Here is a 20,621-nt window from a genome sequence, read left to right as displayed (position 1 = left end):
CTACCGCCGTTCGAACCTGATTTTCCCGCCGACGATCGCGGCCAGTCCGAGACAGCCAGCGACCGCCGCGAGCAGTCCGTAGGGCAGCGGCGAGCGACCGCCCCGCCAGTCGGCGTCGAACACCGTTCCGTAGTAGTCGGCCACCGCAGAGCCACGCAGTAAGAGGACCGTCTCGCGGTTGTTCGCGGCCGCTCGGTCGTTCCAGTTGAGGCTCCCGAGGACGACGCGGCGGTCGTCGACGATCGCGCCCTTCGCGTGGATCTTCTCGTAGCGTCCCGCAGGGTCGGCGAGGCGAACCGACAGGGGTGCGTCGTTGGCGCTGGCCCATTCCTCGAAGCGCTCGGCGAGACGCTCGTTGTCCTCGCGGACGTACCACGCGCTGGACAGCAGGAGGCGAACGCGAACCCCGCGGTCGGCGGCGCGGCGGAGCGCGGCGGCGAGCGTGCCGTCCCATCCCAGCGACACCTGTATCACGTCGATCGAGGTCTGTGCCCCGTCCAGCCGATCGACCAGTCGCGGCTCGCCGTTGTCCGGAGTCACCAGCAGCGTCGTCTCCTCGACGGGGACGGTCTCGGGAGCGACGGTCGTCTCGTAGCTCGCGTTCGAGACCGCGCCCCGTTCGAAGGAGCGGCCGCGGCGAAACTGCGACCAGGGGCGCGCATCGCGACCGCTGGCGTCGGCCCGGTACGTCGCCGCGAGACCGTCGACGACGCGGGACTGGTTGGTTCGGACGCCCCAGCCGCGGCTGCTGTGGCCGCCGGTCCCACTCGGCTTCCAGTTCTCGGTGAGGACGAGCGCGCGGTCGTCGGCGACCGCGTACTTCGCGTGGTGGTAGTCGTAGCGTGCGTACTCGCCGCCGATCAGGCGAACCTCGATCCCGGCCTCGGTCAGACGGTCGAGTCGTCGTGCGCCCTGGCGCGTGCGCCCGCCGACCGGCGCGCCCTCCAGCAGGACGCGCACCGTGACGCCCCGTTCGTGTGCCGCGACGAGCGCGTCGGTGACCCGGTCGGAGGTGAGCGTGTATCCCGCCAGAAGGACGCGGTCGTCGGCGTCACGCACCGTCTGGATCGGCACGGCGGGGCCGTCCGGGAGCACGAACGCACGGACGTGCCCGCCCTCTGCCGACACCACCGGCCGATCCGTCGCACCGATCGGTCGCCAGACGGGCTCGGTCCCGTTCCAGGTGACGCGTTCGCCCTCCTCCGTGTCGCGATAGACGGCTCGGTCGACGACTGTCCCGTTCCGACGCACCTGGAGGTGTTCGCCGCCGTTTGCGAGTCCGAGTCGGTCGACCGCGACGACCGGTGCGGCCGTGTGATTGCGAGCGCGGTCGGGTCCAGCAGAGAGAGCGACCCGCCCCCGCCGGGAGACGTTCGACAGCGAGACGGTCGTGTCGCCGTCGGTGAAGACGTAGCCGGCGAGCGCCGCCTCGGCGGGAAGCCGGAGGACGACGAACTCGCCCGCGTCGCCGTCGGCGATCGGGTCCGGGTACGCGGCGACGATCTCCGGGTGCGGAGCAGACGGTGTCGTCTCGTCCTGTGCGACGGCCGGGAGCGCACTCGCTGCGAGGAACAGACAGCAGACACAGAGGAGCGGGGCGAAACGGACCATCGAGACGGGATGGGCCGTCTTCCCTGATAAACTGTGGGCGAGACGCTCAGACGCTCGCGGCTTTCTCGGCCTCGGCCTGGACGAGGTAGGCCTCGTCGTCGGTGTACTCGCCGGCCACGTCCAGCGCGCGCTCGGTGCCGATCTGGCGCAGCGCCCACGCGGCAGAGGCTCGAACGGAGTCCGCGTCGTCCTCGCCGAGTACGTCGGCGAGCGGCTCGATCGCACGGGTGTCGCCGAGCAGGCCAAGCGCGCGGGCCGCGACCGACCGGACCTCGTCGTCCTCGGCCACGAGTCGGTTGGCGACCGGCTGGACGGAGTCCGCGCTGCCGATCTCACCCAGCGCGCGCAGCGTCACCTTCTGGAGCGCCGGATCGCCGTCGCCCTCGATGAAGTCGTGGAGAGTGTCGGCGGCACGCTCGTCGCCCATCTTTCCGAGGATCCGGATCGGGAGCTTGTCGCGCTTCTGTGCGCGCTGGTGGAGCTCGTCGAAGGCGTCGGCCGCCTCGCTGCCCATGTGGAGGAACTGGTCGAGGACGTACTCCTCCATGAACTCCGAGTCGTCCAGCTTCCCCAGCGCGAACAGCATCGGCTCGACCTCGCCCTGCTTGGCGTAGATCTTCAGGGCCGACCACTCCGGCGGGAAGTCCTTGCGGTTCTCGTTGTCCAGCACGTCGTAGAAGCCCCGAGCGTCGAGTTGCTCCTGAACGGTGAGATCGTCCCACGTCTCCGCGGCGTCGAGGTCGTCTGCGAGCGCGTCCGCGGCTTCGACCAGTCCGGCGACGGCGTCGGCGTCTTCGTCGGGATCGAGGCCGGACGCATCGAGTGCCGTCGCGGCGTCGGCCAGCGCGTCGGACGCCCTCTGGGGCGTGTCGCCCGCGTCGGCGTCGAGGTCGTAGTGCTCGCCAGCGGCGTCGAGGAACGACTCGACGGCGGTGACGGCCTCCCGTTCCCCGTCGTCGGTCCACTCGCTGTCCGCGACGGTCGCGGACGCCGAATCGACGGTCTCGGCGACGTCCTCGACGTAGGGGCCGCGCTGGTCTTCGAGGTCGTCACGCAGCTCCGAGAGGCGCGACTCCAGTTGCTCGCGGGGGTCGTCCGCGTCCTCGTCGTCCTCGTCGGGCTCCGGTAGCTCGGCGTCTTCGAGGTCCGATTCGATCTCGTCGAGGGTCGCCTCGACGTCGTCCAGTGCCGACTCGGTCGTTGCGGCCTCCAGGGCCTCGGCTGCGTCGTCGAGGCGACTGTCGAGAGTCACGTCGAGTGCAGCGTCCTCGCCGTCGTCGTCCCCGTTGCTCATGCTCTGATGTGTGTCTGTCCGGATCAAAGGCGTTTCCATCCGCAGTCGTGAGCGCCCGCCGACGAGCGGGCCACGCCGGCTGGCCGATCAGTACTCGGGATTCTCCTCGCGGACGCCCTCGCGTTTGTTGACCAGCCGCGCGAGCGTAAAGAGCGCGTCCGACAGTCGGTTCAGATAGACGATCGCAGTCTCGTTGACCGGCTCTTCGGCCGAGAACGAGACCGCTCGCCGTTCGGCGCGCCGACAGACCGCCCGAGCGTGGTGGAGTTTCGCGCCCGGTTCGGAGCCCGACGGGAGGATGAACTGCGTGAGCTGCTCCAGTTCGGCGTCGGCCTCGTCGATGAACGACTCCAGGGTCTCGACGTGACGGTCGCCGATCTGTGGATCGTCGTCCTCCGGCGCGGGGTTCGCAAAGTCGGCCTGGACGACGTGGAGGTGGTTCTGGATCTCCCGGAGCTTCTCGTCGATGTCGTCGTGGCCGGTCGGCCGCACGACGCCGACGAGCGCGTTGACCTCGTCGACGGTGCCGTAGGCTTCGATCCGTTTGCTGTCCTTCGAAACCCGTTCCATGTTTCGGAGGTCGGTCTGGCCCTGGTCGCCACGGCCCGTGTAGATCGTCATGGTCGACGCTGGGGCGGCCAGTGACTTATAACGTTAGTCGAGGCGGGAGACGGCCGAGATTCGATATAGCGCTCTCTGATTTACGGCGGTGAAACCGGGAGCTTCAATTACGACCGGAAAAAAGCGCTCGTTATGGCGATGGACCTTGAGCACTACTGTCCCGACTGTGAGGAGTACCGGACGTTCTGGAAAGTCGCGAGCACGACGATGCACCTGGGCACGAAGACGAAGTGGCACTGCGAGGAGTGCGACTACGGATTCGTCCGCATCGACGGCGAAGTCGACACCGGCGCGACGGCCTGATCGGCGGCGGGGCCGAGCGGAGACACCGACGACGCGTCGGCGCGGTCAATAGCGACTATAGCTCTCGATAGCACTCTTAGTAGCCGTTTTTGCCCTCGTCTGTGAGCATCGAACCGAATGAGCCCGCACGGCACCCGCGCGACGGCGTGCGCTGGTCGATCACTGGCGTTGCAAGCGACGGTCGTAGAGTACGACGACGGCCCGGATCGCTGTACGGTGTCGCCCCGGACAGTCGAGGAGGGTGAGCGAACGACCACCTGGCTGAGTGCCGACCGGGACGTGTTCGAGGACCTGGCCGCGATGCGGTGAGGGGGGGTAACCGCTCTCGTCACCGCGAGGTGGCGAGTCGCCCCGGGAAGCGACAGACGGCGGCGGGAGGCCCCGTGACCCGGGGGTTTAACTCAGTGTGTGCCATTCACATGTGACGATGGCAATCGAGGTCCTGATCGTAGACGAAGACGAAGACGTACTCGAGATCACCGAGGCATTTCTGGGGAGACAGGAGGGACTGACGGTCGCGACCGAGAGCGATCCGGAAGCGGCCCTGGAGCGGGTGCGTGCCGGTTCCTTCGATGCCGTCGTGAGCGACCTGACGATGCCCAAACTCGACGGACTCGAACTCTGTCGGGAGATCCGCGCGAGCCGACCGGAGATCCCGTTTCTGGTGTTTACCGGCCGCGACGAGGACGACGTCGACGATGGAGCGGCCGCTTGCCCGACGGCGTTCGTCAAGAAGAGCACGGGGACCGAACAGTACGCGACCCTGGCCCGAGAGATCCGAGAAGCCCTGTAGTTCAGCGGTCCGTGTGGGGTACGCGGAGCGTCACGGTCGTCCCGGCGGTGTTCTCGAAGGTCACGGTGCCGCCGTAGGACTCGATCAGCCACGTGATGAGCCACAGGCCCAGGCCGGTGCCGTGTGTCAGTTGCGTGATCTCTCCGTCCCCGGTGACGACGGCGAGTTCGTCCGCCGGAATGCCGCTGCCGTCGTCCTCGATCCGGATACGGACGCTCTCGGGGTCGGCCGTCACGTCGACGGAGACGGTCGGTGCCTCGTTGTGTTCCAGGGCGTTCTCGACGGTCTCGTACAGCGCCGTTCGGAGCCGCGGGTCCGCGATGGGCGGAACGGGATCGCAGTCGGTCCGGAGCGTCGCCTCGGGGTGCTCGGTCGCGAGTTCGTCGACGACGCTCTCGACGATCTCCGGCACCGAGACGGAGTCCGTCGTCGCGGAGTCCCGGCGGACGGCCGCCTCGATCTCGCGGGCCCGATCCGACAGCGAGACGACGCCCTCGGCCTTTCGGAGGAGTCGCCTGAGGAGGGTGCGGTGCTCCTCGTCGTCGGCGCGGTCGACCAGTTCCTCGGCCGTCCCCAGAATGACGGTCATGTCGTTGCGGAGGTTGTGGCGCAAGACGCGATTGAGCACTTCGAGCCGCCGCTGGCGCTCGCGCTGCTCGGTGATGTCGGTGTAGATACCGAAGGCGAACTGCCGGCCGTCGCCCCGCTGATAGGGGACCGCCCGGAAGAGAAAGTCTCGGAACCCGTCGGCTGTCCAGCGCCTGAGTTCGCCCTGAGCCGACTCGCCGTCGGCGACCGCAGACAGCGAGGGACCGGTCGACTCCGAGTCGTCCGGCCCCCGCAGCAGGGAATCGATCGTCCGACCCGACAGCGACGAGTCGCCGAGATCGAACGTCTCGGCGAACGCGGGGTTGGCCGATCGAACGACCGGCTCGCCGTCGACCAGCTCCGCCTCCACGACCGGGTCCGGCAGCGCGTCGAAGAGGTAGGAAAAGCGAGTCTGTTCCTGATGGAGCTGTTCGCGGGTCTGCTGGAGTTCCGTCCGGTCGCGGACGACGCCGACGGTCCCCTGGAACGCCCCCTCGCCGGAGATGAGCGAGATCTCGATCTCGACCGGTCGATCGTTGCCGTCTGCCGTCGACAGCTCGGTCTGTACGTCGGCGTGGTCGGCGTCTCCACGGCGGAGCGAGCCGATCTCGGCTTCGAACCGGCCGACGGTCGCGTCGTCGAGGACGATCTCCGGGCGCGCCCCGAGAAGTTCGGACCGGTCGAAGCCGAGGTACGTCGCCAGCGGCTGTGTGACCAGCTGGAATCGCCCTTCCTCGTCGAGGACGTAGAGCATGTCGTTGACGTTCTCGACGGCCGTCTCGTAGCGCGACAGCTCCTGTTCGCGATCGACGCGCTCGAACGCCGCCGCGGCGTTCGAGGCGAGGATCTCGGCGATCGATCGGTCGCTGTCGTCGAAGGCGCGCGGCTCGGTGCTGGCGACCGTACAGACCCCGTACTCGCCGAGTGGGAGGTAGATCGCCGACGCCGCTGGCCCGCTGTCGTAGCCGGCGCGGTCGTTCAGGTCGTCGACGACGAGCGTCTCGCCAGTGGTGAAGGCCTCACCGGGATACCCCTCGTCGCTGTCCCACGTCGGGCGCTCGATCTCGTCGGCGCTGTCGCCGGCTCTGGCGATCGGGACGAGCGTGTCGTCGTCGGAATCGTACAGTCGAACCAGATTGAGTTCGAACCCCAGCGTCTCGCTGGCGGCACCGGCGACGATCTCTGCGACCTCCGTCGGTGTCTGGGCGGCCATCAGCGATCGGGTCGTCTCTAACAGCCCCTCCAGTGCCTCGTCGCGGGCTCGCTGTGCGGTCACGTCGCGGATCACGCCGGCAGTCCCGGCGAACGCGCCGTCGTCGCGCAGAATCGTCATGTGATCCTGTGCGGGAAAGGCGGTCCCGTCGGCGCGCTGGATCGACAGCTCGAACGTCTCCTCGTCGGATCGGACCCCGCGGAGCATCTCCACGAGGATCGACTGGGCGCGGTCGACGGTCCCGTCGTCCTTGATGCGGGCCGTGTGCGAGCCCAGCAGCGTTTCGCGGTCGTAGCCCTTGAGATCCGTCATCGCCTCGTTGACCAGGGTAAAGCGGCCCTCGTCGTCGAGCGCGTAAACGCCGTCGTCGACGGCTTCGATGATGTCGGCGTATCGCCGGAGATCCGTCGCTCGCTGGTTGCGCTCGATCTCGTTGCCGACCCACTCGACGAGCAGGTTGACGAGGCGCTTCTCGGCGTCGGTAAACGACCGGTCTCTGGGATCCATCGCGGCGAAACACAGCGTACCGTAGGTCTCGCCGTCGACGACGACGGTCCCGCCGAGATAACAGGAGACGCCGAAGCTCTCGAAGGCCGGGTCGTCGCTCCACCCTTCCCGCTCGGCGTCGGCGATCGTCAGCAGACCGTCCTGCTGGATCGTCCGCCGACAGTACGTCTTCGATAGGGGAGCCGACAGTCCCGGACTGACCAGATCAGAGCGACCGGCCGTCACCTCGATCCGCTGGGTCGAGCCGTCGATCCGGGTGAAGTATCCGAGCGAGAGCCCGAGACGCTGGCGGCCGATCTCCAGGGCCCGGCGGATCCGTTCCGTCTGCGTGAGGTCGTTTCGCGACGCAAGCGTGGCGAGTGACTCCAGTGCCTCGTTGGTCGCCGTCAGCGCGTGCCGGCGCTGCTCGCGTTCCGAGATGCCGGCGCTGGCGGCCGCCGACCTCCCCGTCGACTCGGGCGCGGACGCATCGTCGGACGTGTGGTCAGCGACAACGGCTCGCACCCGATCGGCGACGCGAACCGCGCCGTCTCGGGGGACGTACTCGGTCACGCCGTGGCGCGTGGCGGCGGCCGCGACGGTCCCGTCGGCGACCGCAGTACAGAGGACGACCGGCAGCGAGGGAGCCCGCTCGCGCAGCGCCCTCAGCGCGTCGGTCCCGTCGTCGTCGCCGAGGGCCGCCTCGACGACGGCACAGTCAAGACTCGCCGTCTCGAAGTCAGCGCCGTCGATCTCGTGGACGACGGTGACCGCGAAGTCGTCACCGAATTCGGGGCCGGACCAGTCGGCGGGTCTGACGTGGAGGACGCGAAGAGCGGACATCGAACGGCGTCAGATAACGCGCGGAGGGAGATATATCAACCGGTCAACGGCAGACGGGAATGATACGGACGGTTGTAGGAAGCGGGGATCGGGGCGTTCACGCGCCCTCGAAGGTCGGTTCGAAGCCGTCGACCGGCGTCACCGAGTAGTCGACGGTCAGCGTGTCCTTGGTCGCGCGGATCTTGCCCACGAACGCAGAGACCTCGTCGAGTTGCCCCTCCGGAACGAACAGTTCCGTGCAGAAGGCGTCGCCGACGTGGCTGTGGAAGTTCGAGGCGACCAGCCCCTCGTGTTCGTGGCGCAGGTGCATCGTCCGCTCTTCGACGCTCGCGGTCTCGTAGTTGAACAGGGCAGTGACGACGCCGAGCAGTTCGCGATCTTCGAGCTTGCGGTCCTCGAACTCGCCGAGGAGGGTCCGGGCGGCCTCGCGAAACACCTCGCTCCGGCCGGTGTACCCGTGATCTTCGGAGAACTCGTCGATCCGTTCGAGCAGTTCGTCGGGCATCGAGACGCTAACCCAGCGCCAGTAAAATAATAAGGATTGCCTACCTCCAGCGGCTATTCGTCCAGCGATTGCCAACTGAGGCGCGGCTCGCGAGCGGCACGGACCTGATCGATCCGGCGGGCCGCGGTCGACTCCGGAGCGCTCGCGAGCGTCTCGTCGCTCTCCCCGGCGACGGCGTCGAACGCCGCGGCCAGTTGGTCGAGCGTCCGTCGAGACTCGGCCTCGGTCGGTTCGGTCATCAGCGCCTCGGGCACGATCTCGGGCCACTTCGTCGTCGGCGGATGGACGCCGTAGTCGAGCATCCGCTTTGCCACGTCCGCGGCGTCCTGCTCGCCCGCGCTGGCGACGAACTCGTGGTGGAAGGGACCGAACGGGATCTCGTAGTCGATCTGCTCGGCGAGGTAGTTCGCGTTGAGGACGGCCTTGGCGCTGGCGTCGGCGAGCCCCGCGTCGCCCAAGCGAGCGATGTACGCGTAGGCCTTCAACAGCACCGGCCAGTTGCCGTAGAAGCCGTGGACCTTGCCGATCGAGCGGTCGGGATCGACGTACTCGTAGCCGCCGCGGGACTCTGCGACCCGCGGGGCGGGGAGGAACGGCGCGAGGTCGTCGGTGACGCCGATCGGACCCGCGCCCGGACCGCCGCCGCCGTGGGGCGTCGCAAAGGTCTTGTGGACGTTGTAGTGCATCACGTCGAAGCCCATGTCGCCGGGCCGGGCGCGGCCGAGGAGCGCGTTGAGGTTCGCGCCGTCGTAGTACAGCAGGCCGCCAGCGTCGTGGACGATCGCGGCGATCGCCTCGATGTCGCGCTCGAACAGGCCCAGCGTGTTCGGGTTCGTCAGCATCAGCGCCGCGGTCTCCTCGCCGACGGCCGCTTCCAGCGCGTCGAGGTCGACGCGGCCGTCGTCGTCGCCGGCCAGCGAGACCACGTCGTAGCCCGCCATCGCCGCGCTGGCGAAGTTGGTGCCGTGAGCCGACTCGGGGATCAGGACCTCACTGCGGTCCTCGCCGTTGTGCTCGTGGTAGGCCTTCGCGACGAGGATCCCCGCGAACTCGCCGGCCGCACCGGCGGGGGGCTGGAGCGAGACGGCGTCCATCCCCCCGATCCGCCCGAGATAGTCCTGGAGCCGGTACAGCAACTCCAGCGTCCCCTGTGTCGTCTCCGTCGGCTGATCGGGGTGGACCGCCGCGTCGGGGCTGGCGGCCAGATCCTCGGTGAACGAGGGGTTGTACTTCATCGTACACGAGCCGAGCGGGAAGGGGCCGCTCTCGACGCCGTAGTTCGTCTGTGAGAGCCGTGTGTAGTGGCGGGCCAGCTCGGGTTCGCTCACGTCGGGCAGCGTCAGCGAGTCGCGGGTCAGATCGTCTGGCAGGGGGCCGTCCTCGGTCGAGACCGTTTCGCTGGACTTCTCGGAGAGCAGCGGTTCGTACCGGTCGTCGTCGTCCGTCCAGCGGGCCTGTGCGTAGTTCATCGGGCCACCTCCGCGAGGGCGTCGACGAAGCCGTCGACGGCGCGTTCGGTCGTCTCGGTCGCGCAGATCTGTATCTCGTGGTCGCCGACCGCGTGGACCGCGTACCCCTCCTCGGCGAGGTCCGCGCGGATCGCCTCGGCGGGCTGGTCGGTGTGGGCCACGAACTCGCGGAAGTGGTGGCGGTCGTGGACCGGCGCTCGCACGCCGCTGATCTCGTCGATCCGCGCCGCGAGGTCGCGAGCGCGGGTGACACAGGACTCGGCGAGATCGACCAGCCCGTCGGGGCCGAGCCAGGCGGCGTGCATCGCCGCTCGCAGCGCGACCCAGGCCTGGTTCGTACAGATGTTCGAGGTGGCCCGCTCGCGGCGAATGTGCTGTTCGCGCGTCTGGAGCGTGAGCGTGTAGGCCCGCCGGCCGCTGTCGTCCTCGGCCGCGCCGACGAGGCGTCCCGGGACCTGCCGGAGGTACGCCTCGCGGGTGACGAACAGCCCGAGTCCGAACCCGTAGGCCGTGCCGGTCCCCAGCGAGCTCGCGTCGCCGACGACCACGTCCGCGCCGACGCTGGCCGGCGGTTCGAGCAGCGCCATCGCTACCGGGTCCGTCCCGAGACAGAACAGCGCGTCGTGGGCGTCGGCGGCGTCGCCGACGGCGGCCAGCCCTTCCTCGATGGTGCCCCGGACCGTCGGGTTCTCGGCGTAGACCATCGCCACGTCGTCGTCGAGTGCCCCGCGCAGGGCGTCGAGATCGACGTTGCCGTCCGCCGTCGGGTACGTCTCGACGGTCAGTCCCGGCCCCCCGGCGTAGTTGTCCAGCACGGCGCGCTTGCCCGCTCGCAGCAGGTCCGGCACGAGTACCCGGTCGCCGGAGACGCTCCGGAGCCGCTGTGAGAGCGTCGCGGCCTCGCCCAGCGCGGTCGCGGCGTCGTACATCGAGCAGTTCGCGACGCCCAGGCCCGTCAGCTCGACCAGCATCGACTGGTACTCGAACAGCGCCTGCAGGAACCCCTGTGCGATCTCGGGCTGGTACTGGGTGTAGGAGGTCAGAAACTCCGAGCGTCCCGCCAGGTCGTCGACGACGCTGGGGACGTAGTGGTCGTAGTGACCCCGGCCCAGGAACGCCGTCAGGTCGTCGTTGCGCCCGAGGATCTCCTCGACGTGCGAGCGCGTCTCCCGCTCGGAGCGTTCCGGGATGTCGAAGTCCGCGTCGAAAGCGACGGACTCGGGGATGTCGAACAGTGCGGCCTCGCTGTCGACGCCGACGGCGTCGAGCATCGCCGCCGTCGTCGCCGCCGTGTGCGGTGCATAGGGTGTCCCGCGAGAATCGTCTTCGCTCATGATGTAGGTCGTCCCCGTAGGGACGTGATAGGCGAGGCTTGCGGCTGGGCCTACATTAGTGTGCGCGTTCCGCAGGCGGTGGTGTTCAGATAAGAGATCAGTGCAGGCAGTCTGAAGCACCGAAAGCCCTCGGCCCGCTCCGGGGTTCTGTGGCGGATATCCTCACTCCGTTCGGATAGTGCCGCCGCAGAACCCCGGACCGCGCCTCGCCCTTTCATCCGCCAGGATTCGGCTGCCTCATACGGACGGTTGTAGGCGTTTACCCAGTCGACCGCACGACGGCGTGCGGTCGATCTGGTAAAGACCTACAACTTTCCGTATCACAGTCTGAACCCTGGCGGATGAAAGGGCGAGTACAGTTGCGGGAACCCCGAGGATGCAAGCACGCGAAGCGCGCGCAGCGAGTCGCGGGACCGCAACTGTACGAGGGCTTTCGGTGTCTCCAACTCAGAAAATGCAGCGGCTTATCTGAACACGATCCCGCAGGCAGGTCGCGCTCGCGACACCGTCACCGAAACGTCTACCACCGTTCTGCCCGAACGAATCAGCATGCGTGTCCCCCGTCGCGAACTCCTCCTGAGCGGCGCAGCATTGCTCGCCGGCTGCTCGGCGCTGGGCGGCGATCAGACGCCGACGCCCACACCGCCCGACAGTGACGGCGACGGCGTTCCCGACCGCGCGGACGACTACCCCGAAGACCCTCGTCGAGCGTTCAGGTCGAGCACCAGTGAGGGGACCGTCGAACTCCCACCGGGCGAGTTCAGCGCCCACCAGTTACAGACCGACGACGCGACCGGTGGCTCCTATCTCAGCTACGAGGTGTCGGTCGTCGACGACGCGACGGTCGACGTGCTGGTGTTCGAGCGCGCGGCCTACGACGCCTACCAGAGCGGGGCCCGAAACGTGTCGGTCGTCGACGAGTACACCCGTCAGAACGTCAGTGAGACGGCGCTGGTCGAACGACTGGACGACCGAGAGTTGCTCCTGGCGCTGGACAACACCGACCAGCAGACACCGGCGACCGACGACCCGATCGAAGTCGAGTTCGAGCTGGGCATCGCCGAGCCACCGGGAGCGCCCGCCGAGACGACGACCGGGAAGTGAGAGACGGCCAGCGGTTCGAGCCGGTCAGGCGATCTGCTCGCGGTACTCGTCGGGCGAGAGCAGGTCGTCCAGCTCCGAGTCGTCGGCCAGTTCGATCTCCAGCAGCCAGCCGTCGCCGTAAGGGTCGTCGTTGACCAGTTCCGGCTCGTCGAACAGGGCGTCGTTGACCGCGGTGACGGTTCCCGAAACGGGGGCGTAGATGTCCGAGACCGCCTTGATCGATTCGACGACGCCGAACTCCTCGCCGGCAGTCAGTTCCGCGCCCTCGTCGGGCAGTTCGACGAAGACCACGTCGCCGAGTTCGTCCTGCGCGAAGTCTGAGATGCCGATCGTCGCCGCGTCGTCTGCCTGTCGCACCCACTCGTGGGAGTCGAGGTACCGACAGTCGTCGGGAACGTCGAAGCTCATCTATCGAGGAATGGCGTGGTCCTGATACGTGCCTTCTTCGGTTCGCCCCGAACGACGACCCGGACCGTCCGTCCGGGTTCGATATAGTCAGTGTCGATATACGCCAGCGCGATCGGTTCGCCCAGCGTCGGGCTCATCGTCCCGCTGGTGACCGTGCCGACGCGGTCGCCGTTCGGCGTCGTCACGTCGTAGCCCGCACGCGGAACGCCGCGGTCGATCAGCGACAGGCCGGTCAGCTTCTCCGCGGGACCCTCCACGTCGACGCCTTCCAGCGCGTCACGACCCACGAACTCGGTGTCGAGGTCGACGACGAAGCCGATCCCTGCCTCGTAGGGGTTGCGGGGATCGTCCTCGGGATCGAAGTCCTGCCCGGAGAGGAGAAAGCCCATCTCCAGTCTGAGCGTGTCTCGCGCGCCCAGTCCGCAGGGCTGGCAGTCGAGCGCACCCCAGACGGTCTCGGTCTCGTCCCACGGCACGACGAGTTCGTAGCCCGCCTCGCCGGTGTATCCGGTCGTCGCGACGAGCGTCTCGACGCCCGCGACGGTGGCCGTGGCGATCTCGAAGCGGCCAAGCTCGTCCAGCGACAGCGTCGTCTCCTCTGCGAGCAGCGACGGTGCATCGGGCCCCTGGAGCGCGATCAGGCCGTACTCGGTCGTCCGATTGTCGACGCTGGCGTCGAGGTCGCGTTCGTCCGCGTACTCGCGCCACCGCGTCGCCATCTGCTCGTCGTGACCGGCGTTGGGGATGAACAGGTACTCGCCCTCGACGGGCTCTGGCAGCCGGTAGACGACGGTGTCGTCGAGCATCACCCCGTCCTCGCGGGTGATCGCCGCGTAGTGTGCCTGGCCGGGCCGGAGGTCGGTCGCGTCGTTCGTCGTGAGCCGCTGCATCAGACCCGTCGCTTCGGTCCCCGAGACGACGATCTCGCCCATGTGAGACACGTCGAACTTGCCGGCCGCCTCGCGGACGGCGGCGTGTTCGGTCCGGATCGAGTCGAACTCGACGGGCATCTCCCAGCCACCGAAGTCGGTGAAGCTCGCCTCGGCCGCGGCGTGAACGTCGTCGAGAGGGGGTGCTCGTAGACCCATGTCGCTGCTCTCGCCCGGCGCAGGCATATCGTTTGGTCTTTCGTGCGTTCGATCACGCGTACATAAACCACAATCCGCGATATAGAATGGGCGCCGACTCCGAGCGACGCCGTTCCACACTACGCGTTCGCGCCGTCGACCGGTCCGGCGAACGTCCCGTAGAGGAACTTGAAGTACCACAGCACGAGCGCCAACACCGGTAGCCCGAGAACGGTCGTGAGGTTGAGCGCGAGCGGCGAGACGACGGCGGCGTCGACTGTCAGCCCGCTCGCGGGATGCACCCTCGGATAGAGCAACGCCGCGACGAGCCCGACGAGTGCGAACGAGAGTCCGAACGCCGTCCCGAACCAGAGGCGGTGCCTGCCGAGTCGGGCGGCGGCGAGACCGGCCCCGGCGAACGAGACGGTGGCGAGGACAGCGCCGAGCGCCGGGGCCGAGAGCAACAGCGCCCGGACGTTCGACGGGTTCGCGAGAGCGGCGACCGCCAGCAGGGCGACGACGCCGACGAGATAGACGACCGTCGCCGTGGTTCCGTAGCGAACCATCGCGTCGGCCAGCGAGCCGCTCGTCTTCGCGGCGACGAAGGCCGCGCCGCTGGTGACACAGAGCGCGACCAGCCCGACGCCCGTCAGCAGGCTCGGAGCGCTCAGCGTCGGCGTCCCGAACGCCCAGCTCCCGACGAGGACGCCGAGCAGCAGCGGCGTCACCGTGCTGCCGAACACGAACAGCCGGTCACAGCGCCGTCGCCAGTCGGGATCGTCACGCTGCTCGCGGAGTTCCGGCGCGACGCCGCGGACGAGCAGGCCCATCACGATCGCGATCGAGAGCAAGTAGTGCCCGCTCAGCAGCCGCGCGTAGATCGGCGGGAAGGCCGCGAGCAGCGTCGTCCCGAAGGCGACCAGCCACACCTCGTTGGCGTCCCAGATCGGACCGAACGCGGAGAGGAGCGTCTCTCGCTCGTGCTCGTCGCGAGTGGCGTACAGCATCCCGATGCCGAAGTCCAGGCCGTCGAGCGCGACGTACATCGCCAGCGAGAACACGACGACGCCGAACCAGATCGTCGGCAAGGAGTCGACGAGATACCGGTCGACCGGGAGCAGCTCAGTCATCGCCGCTCACCCACGGGAGGCGTGGCCGGCTGGTGTCGTCGACCGTCCTGACGCCCATGCGTTCGAGTTCGCCCTCGATCAGCCACTTGAGGACGGCTCCGAAGGCGGCGAGCAAGGCGAGATACAGCAGGACGAAGGCCACCAGCGTCCCGGTGGCCGCCGTGGCAGTGAGGCTCCGTGAGACCGCGTCGCTCGTCTTGAGGACGTCCTGAACGACCCAGGGCTGACGACCGATCTCGGTGACGTACCACCCAGTCAGCAGCGCCACGTAGCCCAGTGGGCTCGACAGCATCATCGCGCGTAAGTACCGCCCGGAGTCGGAGAGGCGGCCCTTGCGGAGTCGGTTGCCGCCCCACAGCGCCAGCCCGACGAACAGGAAGCCGAGTCCGACCATCAGCCGGAACGACCAGAACACGAGCGCGACCGGGGGGTTCTCGTCGTACTCGTGTAACCCGACGACCTCGGCCGAGAAGTCACCCCCGCTGGCGAGGAACGAGCCGAGCCCGGGGAGACTGATCGTAAAGAGGGTGTCCGTTCGGGGGTCGGTCAGCGCGTCGAGACTCCGCGGGATCGCGATCAGGTGGAGATCCGCCTGCCCGGTCTCGTAGTGGGCCTCCATCGCCGCGAACTTCTGGGGTTGGGTGTCGGCCACGTGTCGCCCGTACGCGTCCCCGTGAAGCGCCTGCAGCGGAGCAGTGATCAACAGGACGACGACGGCCATACGGAGGGCCGTGTTCCAGGCCTCGGAGTCACGCTTGCGCCACACAAAGTACGCGGCGATCCCGGCGACGACCAGTGTCACGGCGATCACCGACGCGTTCATCATGTGAACGTACATCCACGGCATCCGCGGCGTGAAAAACGCGGCAACGGGGTCGGTGAGCCTGGCGATCTCCATACCGTTTCGCCGGACGAGTTCGAACCCCCGTGGTGTCTGCATCCAGGCGTTGACGACGAGAATCCAGAATCCAGAGAGCCACGCGCCCACACCAGTCAGTATCGACGAGAGGACGTACGTCCGGTCGGAGACCCGTTCGCGGCCGAACAGGAGAATCCCGAGGAAGACGGCTTCGAGGAAGAACGCCATCTTCGCTTCGAACGCCAGCGGGCCGCCGATCAGTTCGCCACTGACCTCTGCGAAGCGCGGGAAGTTCGTCCCGAACTGGAAGCTCATCGGAATCCCCGTCACGGTGCCCATCACGAAGCCGACGGCGAACACGTTGATCCAGAACTCTCGAAGCCGCGCGTACGCCGGATCGTCGCTTCGAACGTCCTTCCAGGTGAAATAGACGATGTACGGGGCGAGCCCGATCGAGAGCGCCGCAAAGAGGATGTGGACGGTGATCGTCCACCCGAACTGGACCCGGCTGGCGAACTCCGGAGACAACAGAATATTGTTTTCGGCGAGCAATACCGTGCCGTCGATCAGGGCTCCTGTGGCGGACACTATGATCTCCTCTATCCGCTGTGTACTACTTCCCTCCCATACATAGCGGTTTCATCGGTTTTCAGGAACTGGGAATCGCCTCCGCAGATAGTTGTGGTACAATCGTCGAATTCCGGAGCGGTGTATCCACCGATCGCGCGACGCCGCCGCCTCTCGGCCGACACTGGAGAAGAGAGCACAGCAACTCGAACCGTGTAAACTAAGCACTGACTGGTGAAACGAACGGGCAATGGATGCACTGACCGACGGACGGTCACGTCACTGGCTGGCAGGCGGAGCGATCGTCGCAGCCGTCGCGACGGCCGGGAGCCTCTGGTTCAGCCTCGGGCTCGGGCTGGTGCCCTGCGGGCTGTGCTGGTACCAGCGCATTCTCATGTATCCGCTGGTGGTCGTCCTCGGCGTCGCCGCGATCGAGGACCGACCGGGGGTGTGGCGGACCGCACTGCCGCTGTCGGTGCTCGGCGGCGGCGTCGCGGCGTACCACTCGTACCTGCAGGCGACAGTGGACAGTTGCACGCTGAACGGCCCGTGTGCGGCGGTCCAGTGGCAGTCGCCGCTGCTCGGACTGACGATTCCGAACCTCGCGCTGGTGGGGTTCGTGCTCGTGACCCTGGCCGTCGTCGCCGCCACGCGGTGAACGGGGACCCTATCGCTCGATGTCGGCCGACAGTCGCAGGTCACGCGAGGAACGCCCGACCGCGACGGTGAAGCGTCCGTCGTCGATCGTCCAGCCGTCCGCGGCGTCGTAGCGACCGAGTGCGCGGTCGTCGAGCGTCAGTTCGATCGTCACCGTCTCGCCGCCCGAGATCTCGACGGCCTCGAACGCGGCCAGCTCGCGGGGCGGGCGTTCGAGATCGTCGGGGGCATCGGGCGCGTCGACGTAGGCCTGGACGACCTCGCGGCCGGCCCGCTCGCTCTCGTTCGTTACCGTGACGGTGGCCGTCTCCCCTTCGACGGCGAACTCCTCGTACGCGAAAGTGGCATAGGAGTGGCCGTGTCCGAACGGGTAGGTCGGCTCGGCGTCGGTCGCGTCGAAGTGCCGGTAGCCCACGAGCAGCCCCTCGGAGTACTCGGCCACGTCGTCGACACCGGGGAACTGTGTCGCCGTATCGGCCGGGTAGGCGTCTTCCGGGGCGAGCGTGACGGGGAGGCGACCGCCGGGGTCGGCGTCGCCGTAGAGGACGGCAGCGATCGACTCGCCGTGAGACTGGCCGGGGTACCACTGGGAGACGACAGCGGCAACGTCCTCGCGCCAGGGGAGTTCGACGGGACCGCTGGTGTTGAGAACGACGATCGTGTCGTCGTTGACTGCGGCCACGCGCTCGACGAGTGCATCCTGTTGACCGGGCAGTGCGATGGTGTCGCGGTCCGCGGCCTCCGTCGCCGCGTCACGGACGAACACGACGGCGGCGTCGGCCTCGCTCGCGGCGGCGACCGCCGCGTCGATGTCTGGCTCCGGTTCGTCGGCGGCCTCGGTATCGGCGTCGTCGCCGCCGAGCATGCCGTCGAACATCGACACCGATTCGACGGGAGGCAGGCCGCGGGCGACAGTCACTTCGCCGTCGGCGCGGTCCGTGATGCCCTCGACGGGGCTCGTCTCGTCGAAGGGGGTCGTCTCCGAAGAGCCCCCGCCGCCGAGGATCGCCTCGTCGACGTTCGGACCGACGACCGCGACGCTCGCGTCGTCGGCCAGCGGGAGCACGCTCTCGTTTTTCAGCAGGACCGTCCCCCGGGTGGCGATGGTACGGGCCAGTTCGCGGTGGTCGGGCTCGTCGGTAGCATCGCCGCCGCGTGCGTCGCCGGTCGCGTCGCTCGGGGCGTCGGCGCTGTCGAGCAGTCCCGCCCACTCGATCGCGCTCAGGACGCGAGCGACCATGTCGTCGAGGCGCGCCTCGGGTACGTCACCCGCGTCGACGGCGTCGAGGAGATCGTCGGCAAAGTGCCCGCCAGCGCCGGTGTCGGGCATCCCCTCGGCGATGTCGGGATCCATCTCGTCGGCCACGGCTTCCGGCTCCATCCCCATCGAGGCGAACTGCTCTTCGAGAGAGACGCCGGGCATCTCCACGTCGAGCCCGGCGTTGGCGGCGCGTCGGGCCGACTCGGTCCCGAACCAGTCGGAGACGACGAACCCCTCGAAGCCCCACTCACCCTTGAGGACCTCAGCGAGGAGGTGGCGGTGTTCGCTCATGTACGTGCCGTTGACCCGGTTGTACGCGGTCATCACTGAGCGGGCACCGGCGTCGACGGCGTCTCTGAAGCCAGGGAGGTACAGTTCGCGGAGCACGCGCTCGTCGACCGCGGCGCTGACGGACGCTCGGCGGGTCTCCTGGCTGTTGGCGACGTAGTGTTTCGGCGTCGCCACGACGCCGGCCGACTGGATCCCCGCGACGGCGGCACCCGCGAACGCGCCCGTCAGGATGGGGTCCTCGCTGTAGTACTCGAAGGTGCGGCCACACTGGGGAACCCGAATCAGATTCAGTCCCGGAGCCAGCAACACGTCCTGGTCGCGCGCCGCCGCTTCCACACCCATCGACTCGCCCTGTCGGCGCGCGAGGCCGGGATCGAACGTCGACGCCAGCGCGGTCGAGGCCGGGAACGCCGTCGCCGGCTCCTCCGTCCGGACCCCCAGAGGGCCGTCGGCCAGGCGCAGTTCCGGCACGTCGAGTCGCTCGACACCGGGCAGATAGCCCGTCGCGTTGCCCTCGGGGTCGACGGCTCCCCGGACGAGCGAGAGTTTCTCTTCGGCGGTGAGGTCGTCGACGAGTGTTGCGACTCGATCGGACAGTTCGATAGTGTGGGTAGGCGGATGCTCGCGGTCACTCATTCCTGACTGACCATTCAGTCAGCGCCGGCTTAACGCTTTGGTTCCGACAGGTCGCGGACGGCCGTTGCCGGTTCCCCCACGTTTAGACCAGATACGGGATTATCGCAGTTGCTGACCGGCGATCGTCGCCACGGGGTAAACGCTCACCGGTAAGTCGCTACAATAATCCGTATGAGAGTGCGAACGCTGAGTCATGACGGCTGAAACCGGCGACGACACGAGCGTTCTGGCACCGTTCCGGCGGTTCTTCGCGCTCGAACGGGACGTGCTCGTGCTCTCGCTCGCGATGCTCGCCTTCAGCCTCGCCTTCCAGATGACGAGTCGGTACGTCCCCGAGTACCTGAACGTCCTGGGGGCGAGTGCCGGCGTGATCGGCCTCTACGGGAGCGTCGGCAACCTCATCAGCGCGGTCTACCCCTATCCCGGCGGAGCCGTCTCGGACCGGATCGGCTCGCGGCTCGCGCTGACGCTGTTCGGAACGATCGCGACCGTCGGCTTCCTGCTGTGGTACGTCGCGCCGTCCGTCCCGACGGTCTCGGTGCCGGTCGTCGAGTTCGCCCTGCCGGTCGCGGGCACGGTGACGGTCGGCGGCCGTCTCGAACCGTGGCTCTGGCTGTTCGTCGGCCTCTTTCTCACGCAGGCCTGGAAGTCGTTCGGGCTGGGCGCGACGTTTGCGGTCGTCAAGCAGAGCGTCGCCCGGGAACATCTGGCGGTGGGATTCGCCAGCACCGAGGTGTTCCGCCGGATCGGCTTCCTGCTGGGACCGTTGCTCGCGGCCGGTCTGCTCGCCGTCGCGGCCGGCTTCGTCACCGGCTTCCAGTGGATCCTGCTCGTCGCCGTCGCCTTCGGCGCGGTCGCGACCGTCGCACAGCACGTCCTCTACGACGCCAGCGACGATACGGTCGGCAAGTCCTTCGAGGGCGTTTCCGGCGTCGTCGACGACCTCAGAGCGATGCCCGCGACGTTGCGACCGCTGCTCGTCGCCGACACGCTCGTGCGCTTCGCCAACGGGATGGTGTACGTCTTCTTCGTCATCGTCGTCACCGACTTCCTCGCCGTCGGCTTCGACGTCGCCGGCGTCTCGCTGCGTCCCGACGCGTTCTTCGGCGTCCTGCTCGGTGTCGAGATGGTCGTCGCGTTGCTGTCGATGATCCCCGTCTCGAAGCTCGCCGAGCGGGTCGGGCTGAAGCCGGTCGTCGCCATCGGCTTCGCCGTCTACGCCGTCTTCCCGCTCCTGTTGATCTTCGCGCCGGCCGATCAGTGGGTGCTGGTCCTGTTGTTTGCCTTCTCCGGGCTGCGGTTCGCGGGCCTGCCGGCACACAAAGCGCTGATCGTCGGTCCGGCCGAACAGGACACCGGCGGACGCGTCACCGGGACCTACTACCTCCTGCGAAACACGCTCGTGATCCCGAGCGCCGCGCTGGGCGGGTGGCTCTACGGCAGCGACTGGACGCTGTCGACCGGCCTCGGAGCGATCACGGCCGGCCCGGAGCTGGCGTTCGCCGTCGCCTCGGCGATCGGGATCGTCGGCGTCGCCGCCTTTCTCGCGTTCGGCCGCGAGTTCGAGGCGTACGCGTAGGG

General features: G+C 68.1%; 18 protein-coding genes. 6 read left to right on the top strand and 12 right to left on the bottom strand.

What is annotated here, in order from left to right:
- From HALKA_RS0117215 to HALKA_RS0117205, 3 genes are all read right to left on the bottom strand, one after another.
- Complete coding sequence (locus tag HALKA_RS0117215; protein ID WP_018259170.1) at positions 1-1,611, bottom strand: phospholipase D-like domain-containing protein; 1,611 nt, start codon at positions 1,609-1,611, stop codon at positions 1-3.
- A gap of 46 nt (positions 1,612-1,657) precedes the next feature.
- Positions 1,658-2,905: a HEAT repeat domain-containing protein gene (locus tag HALKA_RS0117210; protein WP_018259169.1), complete on the bottom strand. Its 1,248-nt coding sequence runs from the start codon at positions 2,903-2,905 to the stop codon at positions 1,658-1,660.
- A gap of 87 nt (positions 2,906-2,992) precedes the next feature.
- Entirely contained in the window at positions 2,993-3,526 is a 534-nt protein-coding gene (locus HALKA_RS0117205) for a cob(I)yrinic acid a,c-diamide adenosyltransferase (RefSeq protein ID WP_018259168.1), read from the bottom strand.
- Between the two features lie 132 nt (positions 3,527-3,658).
- On the opposite strand from HALKA_RS0117205, the gene HALKA_RS21525 reads away from it, so the two are divergent.
- From HALKA_RS21525 to HALKA_RS0117190, 3 genes are all read left to right on the top strand, one after another.
- Complete coding sequence (locus HALKA_RS21525; protein ID WP_015762856.1) at positions 3,659-3,829, top strand: DUF7838 family putative zinc beta-ribbon protein; 171 nt, start codon at positions 3,659-3,661, stop codon at positions 3,827-3,829.
- 117 nt (positions 3,830-3,946) lie between these two features.
- Positions 3,947-4,138 (top strand): DUF7511 domain-containing protein, encoded by a 192-nt coding sequence (locus HALKA_RS0117195; protein ID WP_018259167.1) that lies wholly within the window; start codon positions 3,947-3,949, stop codon positions 4,136-4,138.
- Positions 4,139-4,256: 118 nt separating this feature from the next.
- Entirely contained in the window at positions 4,257-4,622 is a 366-nt protein-coding gene (locus HALKA_RS0117190; RefSeq protein WP_018259166.1) for a response regulator, read from the top strand.
- A gap of 1 nt (position 4,623) precedes the next feature.
- On the opposite strand, the gene HALKA_RS0117185 is transcribed toward HALKA_RS0117190, so the two are convergent.
- The 4 genes from HALKA_RS0117185 to gcvPA form a co-directional block, all read right to left on the bottom strand.
- Positions 4,624-7,752 (bottom strand): PAS domain S-box protein, encoded by a 3,129-nt coding sequence (locus tag HALKA_RS0117185; RefSeq protein WP_018259165.1) that lies wholly within the window; start codon positions 7,750-7,752, stop codon positions 4,624-4,626.
- A 97-nt stretch (positions 7,753-7,849) separates the two neighbouring features.
- Entirely contained in the window at positions 7,850-8,257 is a 408-nt protein-coding gene (locus HALKA_RS0117180) for a CopG family ribbon-helix-helix protein (protein WP_018259164.1), read from the bottom strand.
- 53 nt (positions 8,258-8,310) lie between these two features.
- Positions 8,311-9,726, bottom strand: coding sequence for an aminomethyl-transferring glycine dehydrogenase subunit GcvPB (gene gcvPB / locus HALKA_RS0117175; protein ID WP_018259163.1), 1,416 nt, complete (start codon positions 9,724-9,726; stop codon positions 8,311-8,313).
- Positions 9,723-11,060, bottom strand: coding sequence for an aminomethyl-transferring glycine dehydrogenase subunit GcvPA (gene gcvPA / locus HALKA_RS0117170; protein ID WP_018259162.1), 1,338 nt, complete (start codon positions 11,058-11,060; stop codon positions 9,723-9,725). The genes gcvPB and gcvPA overlap by 4 nt, the downstream gene beginning before the upstream one ends.
- Before the next feature lie 549 nt (positions 11,061-11,609).
- Here gcvPA and HALKA_RS0117165 point away from each other — a divergent pair.
- Positions 11,610-12,164 (top strand): hypothetical protein, encoded by a 555-nt coding sequence (locus tag HALKA_RS0117165; protein ID WP_018259161.1) that lies wholly within the window; start codon positions 11,610-11,612, stop codon positions 12,162-12,164.
- Positions 12,165-12,188: 24 nt separating this feature from the next.
- Here HALKA_RS0117165 and gcvH read toward each other — a convergent pair whose 3' ends face one another.
- The 4 genes from gcvH to HALKA_RS0117145 all read right to left on the bottom strand — a co-directional run bounded on the left by gcvH (position 12,189) and on the right by HALKA_RS0117145 (position 16,216).
- Positions 12,189-12,572, bottom strand: coding sequence for a glycine cleavage system protein GcvH (gene gcvH / locus HALKA_RS0117160; protein ID WP_018259160.1), 384 nt, complete (start codon positions 12,570-12,572; stop codon positions 12,189-12,191).
- Positions 12,569-13,660 (bottom strand): glycine cleavage system aminomethyltransferase GcvT, encoded by a 1,092-nt coding sequence (gcvT, locus tag HALKA_RS0117155; protein ID WP_018259159.1) that lies wholly within the window; start codon positions 13,658-13,660, stop codon positions 12,569-12,571. Before gcvT ends, gcvH begins: the two co-directional genes overlap by 4 nt.
- A gap of 119 nt (positions 13,661-13,779) precedes the next feature.
- A complete protein-coding gene (locus tag HALKA_RS0117150) occupies positions 13,780-14,769 on the bottom strand; it encodes a cytochrome d ubiquinol oxidase subunit II (RefSeq protein ID WP_018259158.1) in 990 nt (329 codons plus the stop codon).
- Positions 14,762-16,216, bottom strand: a complete 1,455-nt coding sequence (locus HALKA_RS0117145; protein ID WP_018259157.1) for a cytochrome ubiquinol oxidase subunit I — start codon at positions 16,214-16,216, stop codon at positions 14,762-14,764. The genes HALKA_RS0117150 and HALKA_RS0117145 overlap by 8 nt, the downstream gene beginning before the upstream one ends.
- A gap of 229 nt (positions 16,217-16,445) precedes the next feature.
- Here HALKA_RS0117145 and HALKA_RS0117140 point away from each other — a divergent pair, with 229 nt between their 5' ends.
- The gene (locus tag HALKA_RS0117140) at positions 16,446-16,853 is read left to right on the top strand and encodes a disulfide bond formation protein B (protein WP_018259156.1); all 408 of its coding nucleotides are present in this window, start codon (positions 16,446-16,448) and stop codon (positions 16,851-16,853) included.
- 9 nt (positions 16,854-16,862) lie between these two features.
- On the opposite strand, the gene HALKA_RS0117135 is transcribed toward HALKA_RS0117140, so the two are convergent.
- The gene (locus HALKA_RS0117135) at positions 16,863-19,040 is read right to left on the bottom strand and encodes a beta-glucosidase (protein ID WP_018259155.1); all 2,178 of its coding nucleotides are present in this window, start codon (positions 19,038-19,040) and stop codon (positions 16,863-16,865) included.
- A 193-nt stretch (positions 19,041-19,233) separates the two neighbouring features.
- Between HALKA_RS0117135 and HALKA_RS0117130 the strand changes: the two genes are divergently transcribed.
- Positions 19,234-20,619: an MFS transporter gene (locus tag HALKA_RS0117130; RefSeq protein ID WP_018259154.1), complete on the top strand. Its 1,386-nt coding sequence runs from the start codon at positions 19,234-19,236 to the stop codon at positions 20,617-20,619.
- The last annotated feature ends 2 nt before the right edge of the window (positions 20,620-20,621 follow it).

Source organism: Halomicrobium katesii DSM 19301 (assembly GCF_000379085.1).
GTDB lineage: Archaea > Halobacteriota > Halobacteria > Halobacteriales > Haloarculaceae > Halomicrobium > Halomicrobium katesii.
This window is presented reverse-complemented; position numbering and strand designations above follow the sequence as displayed.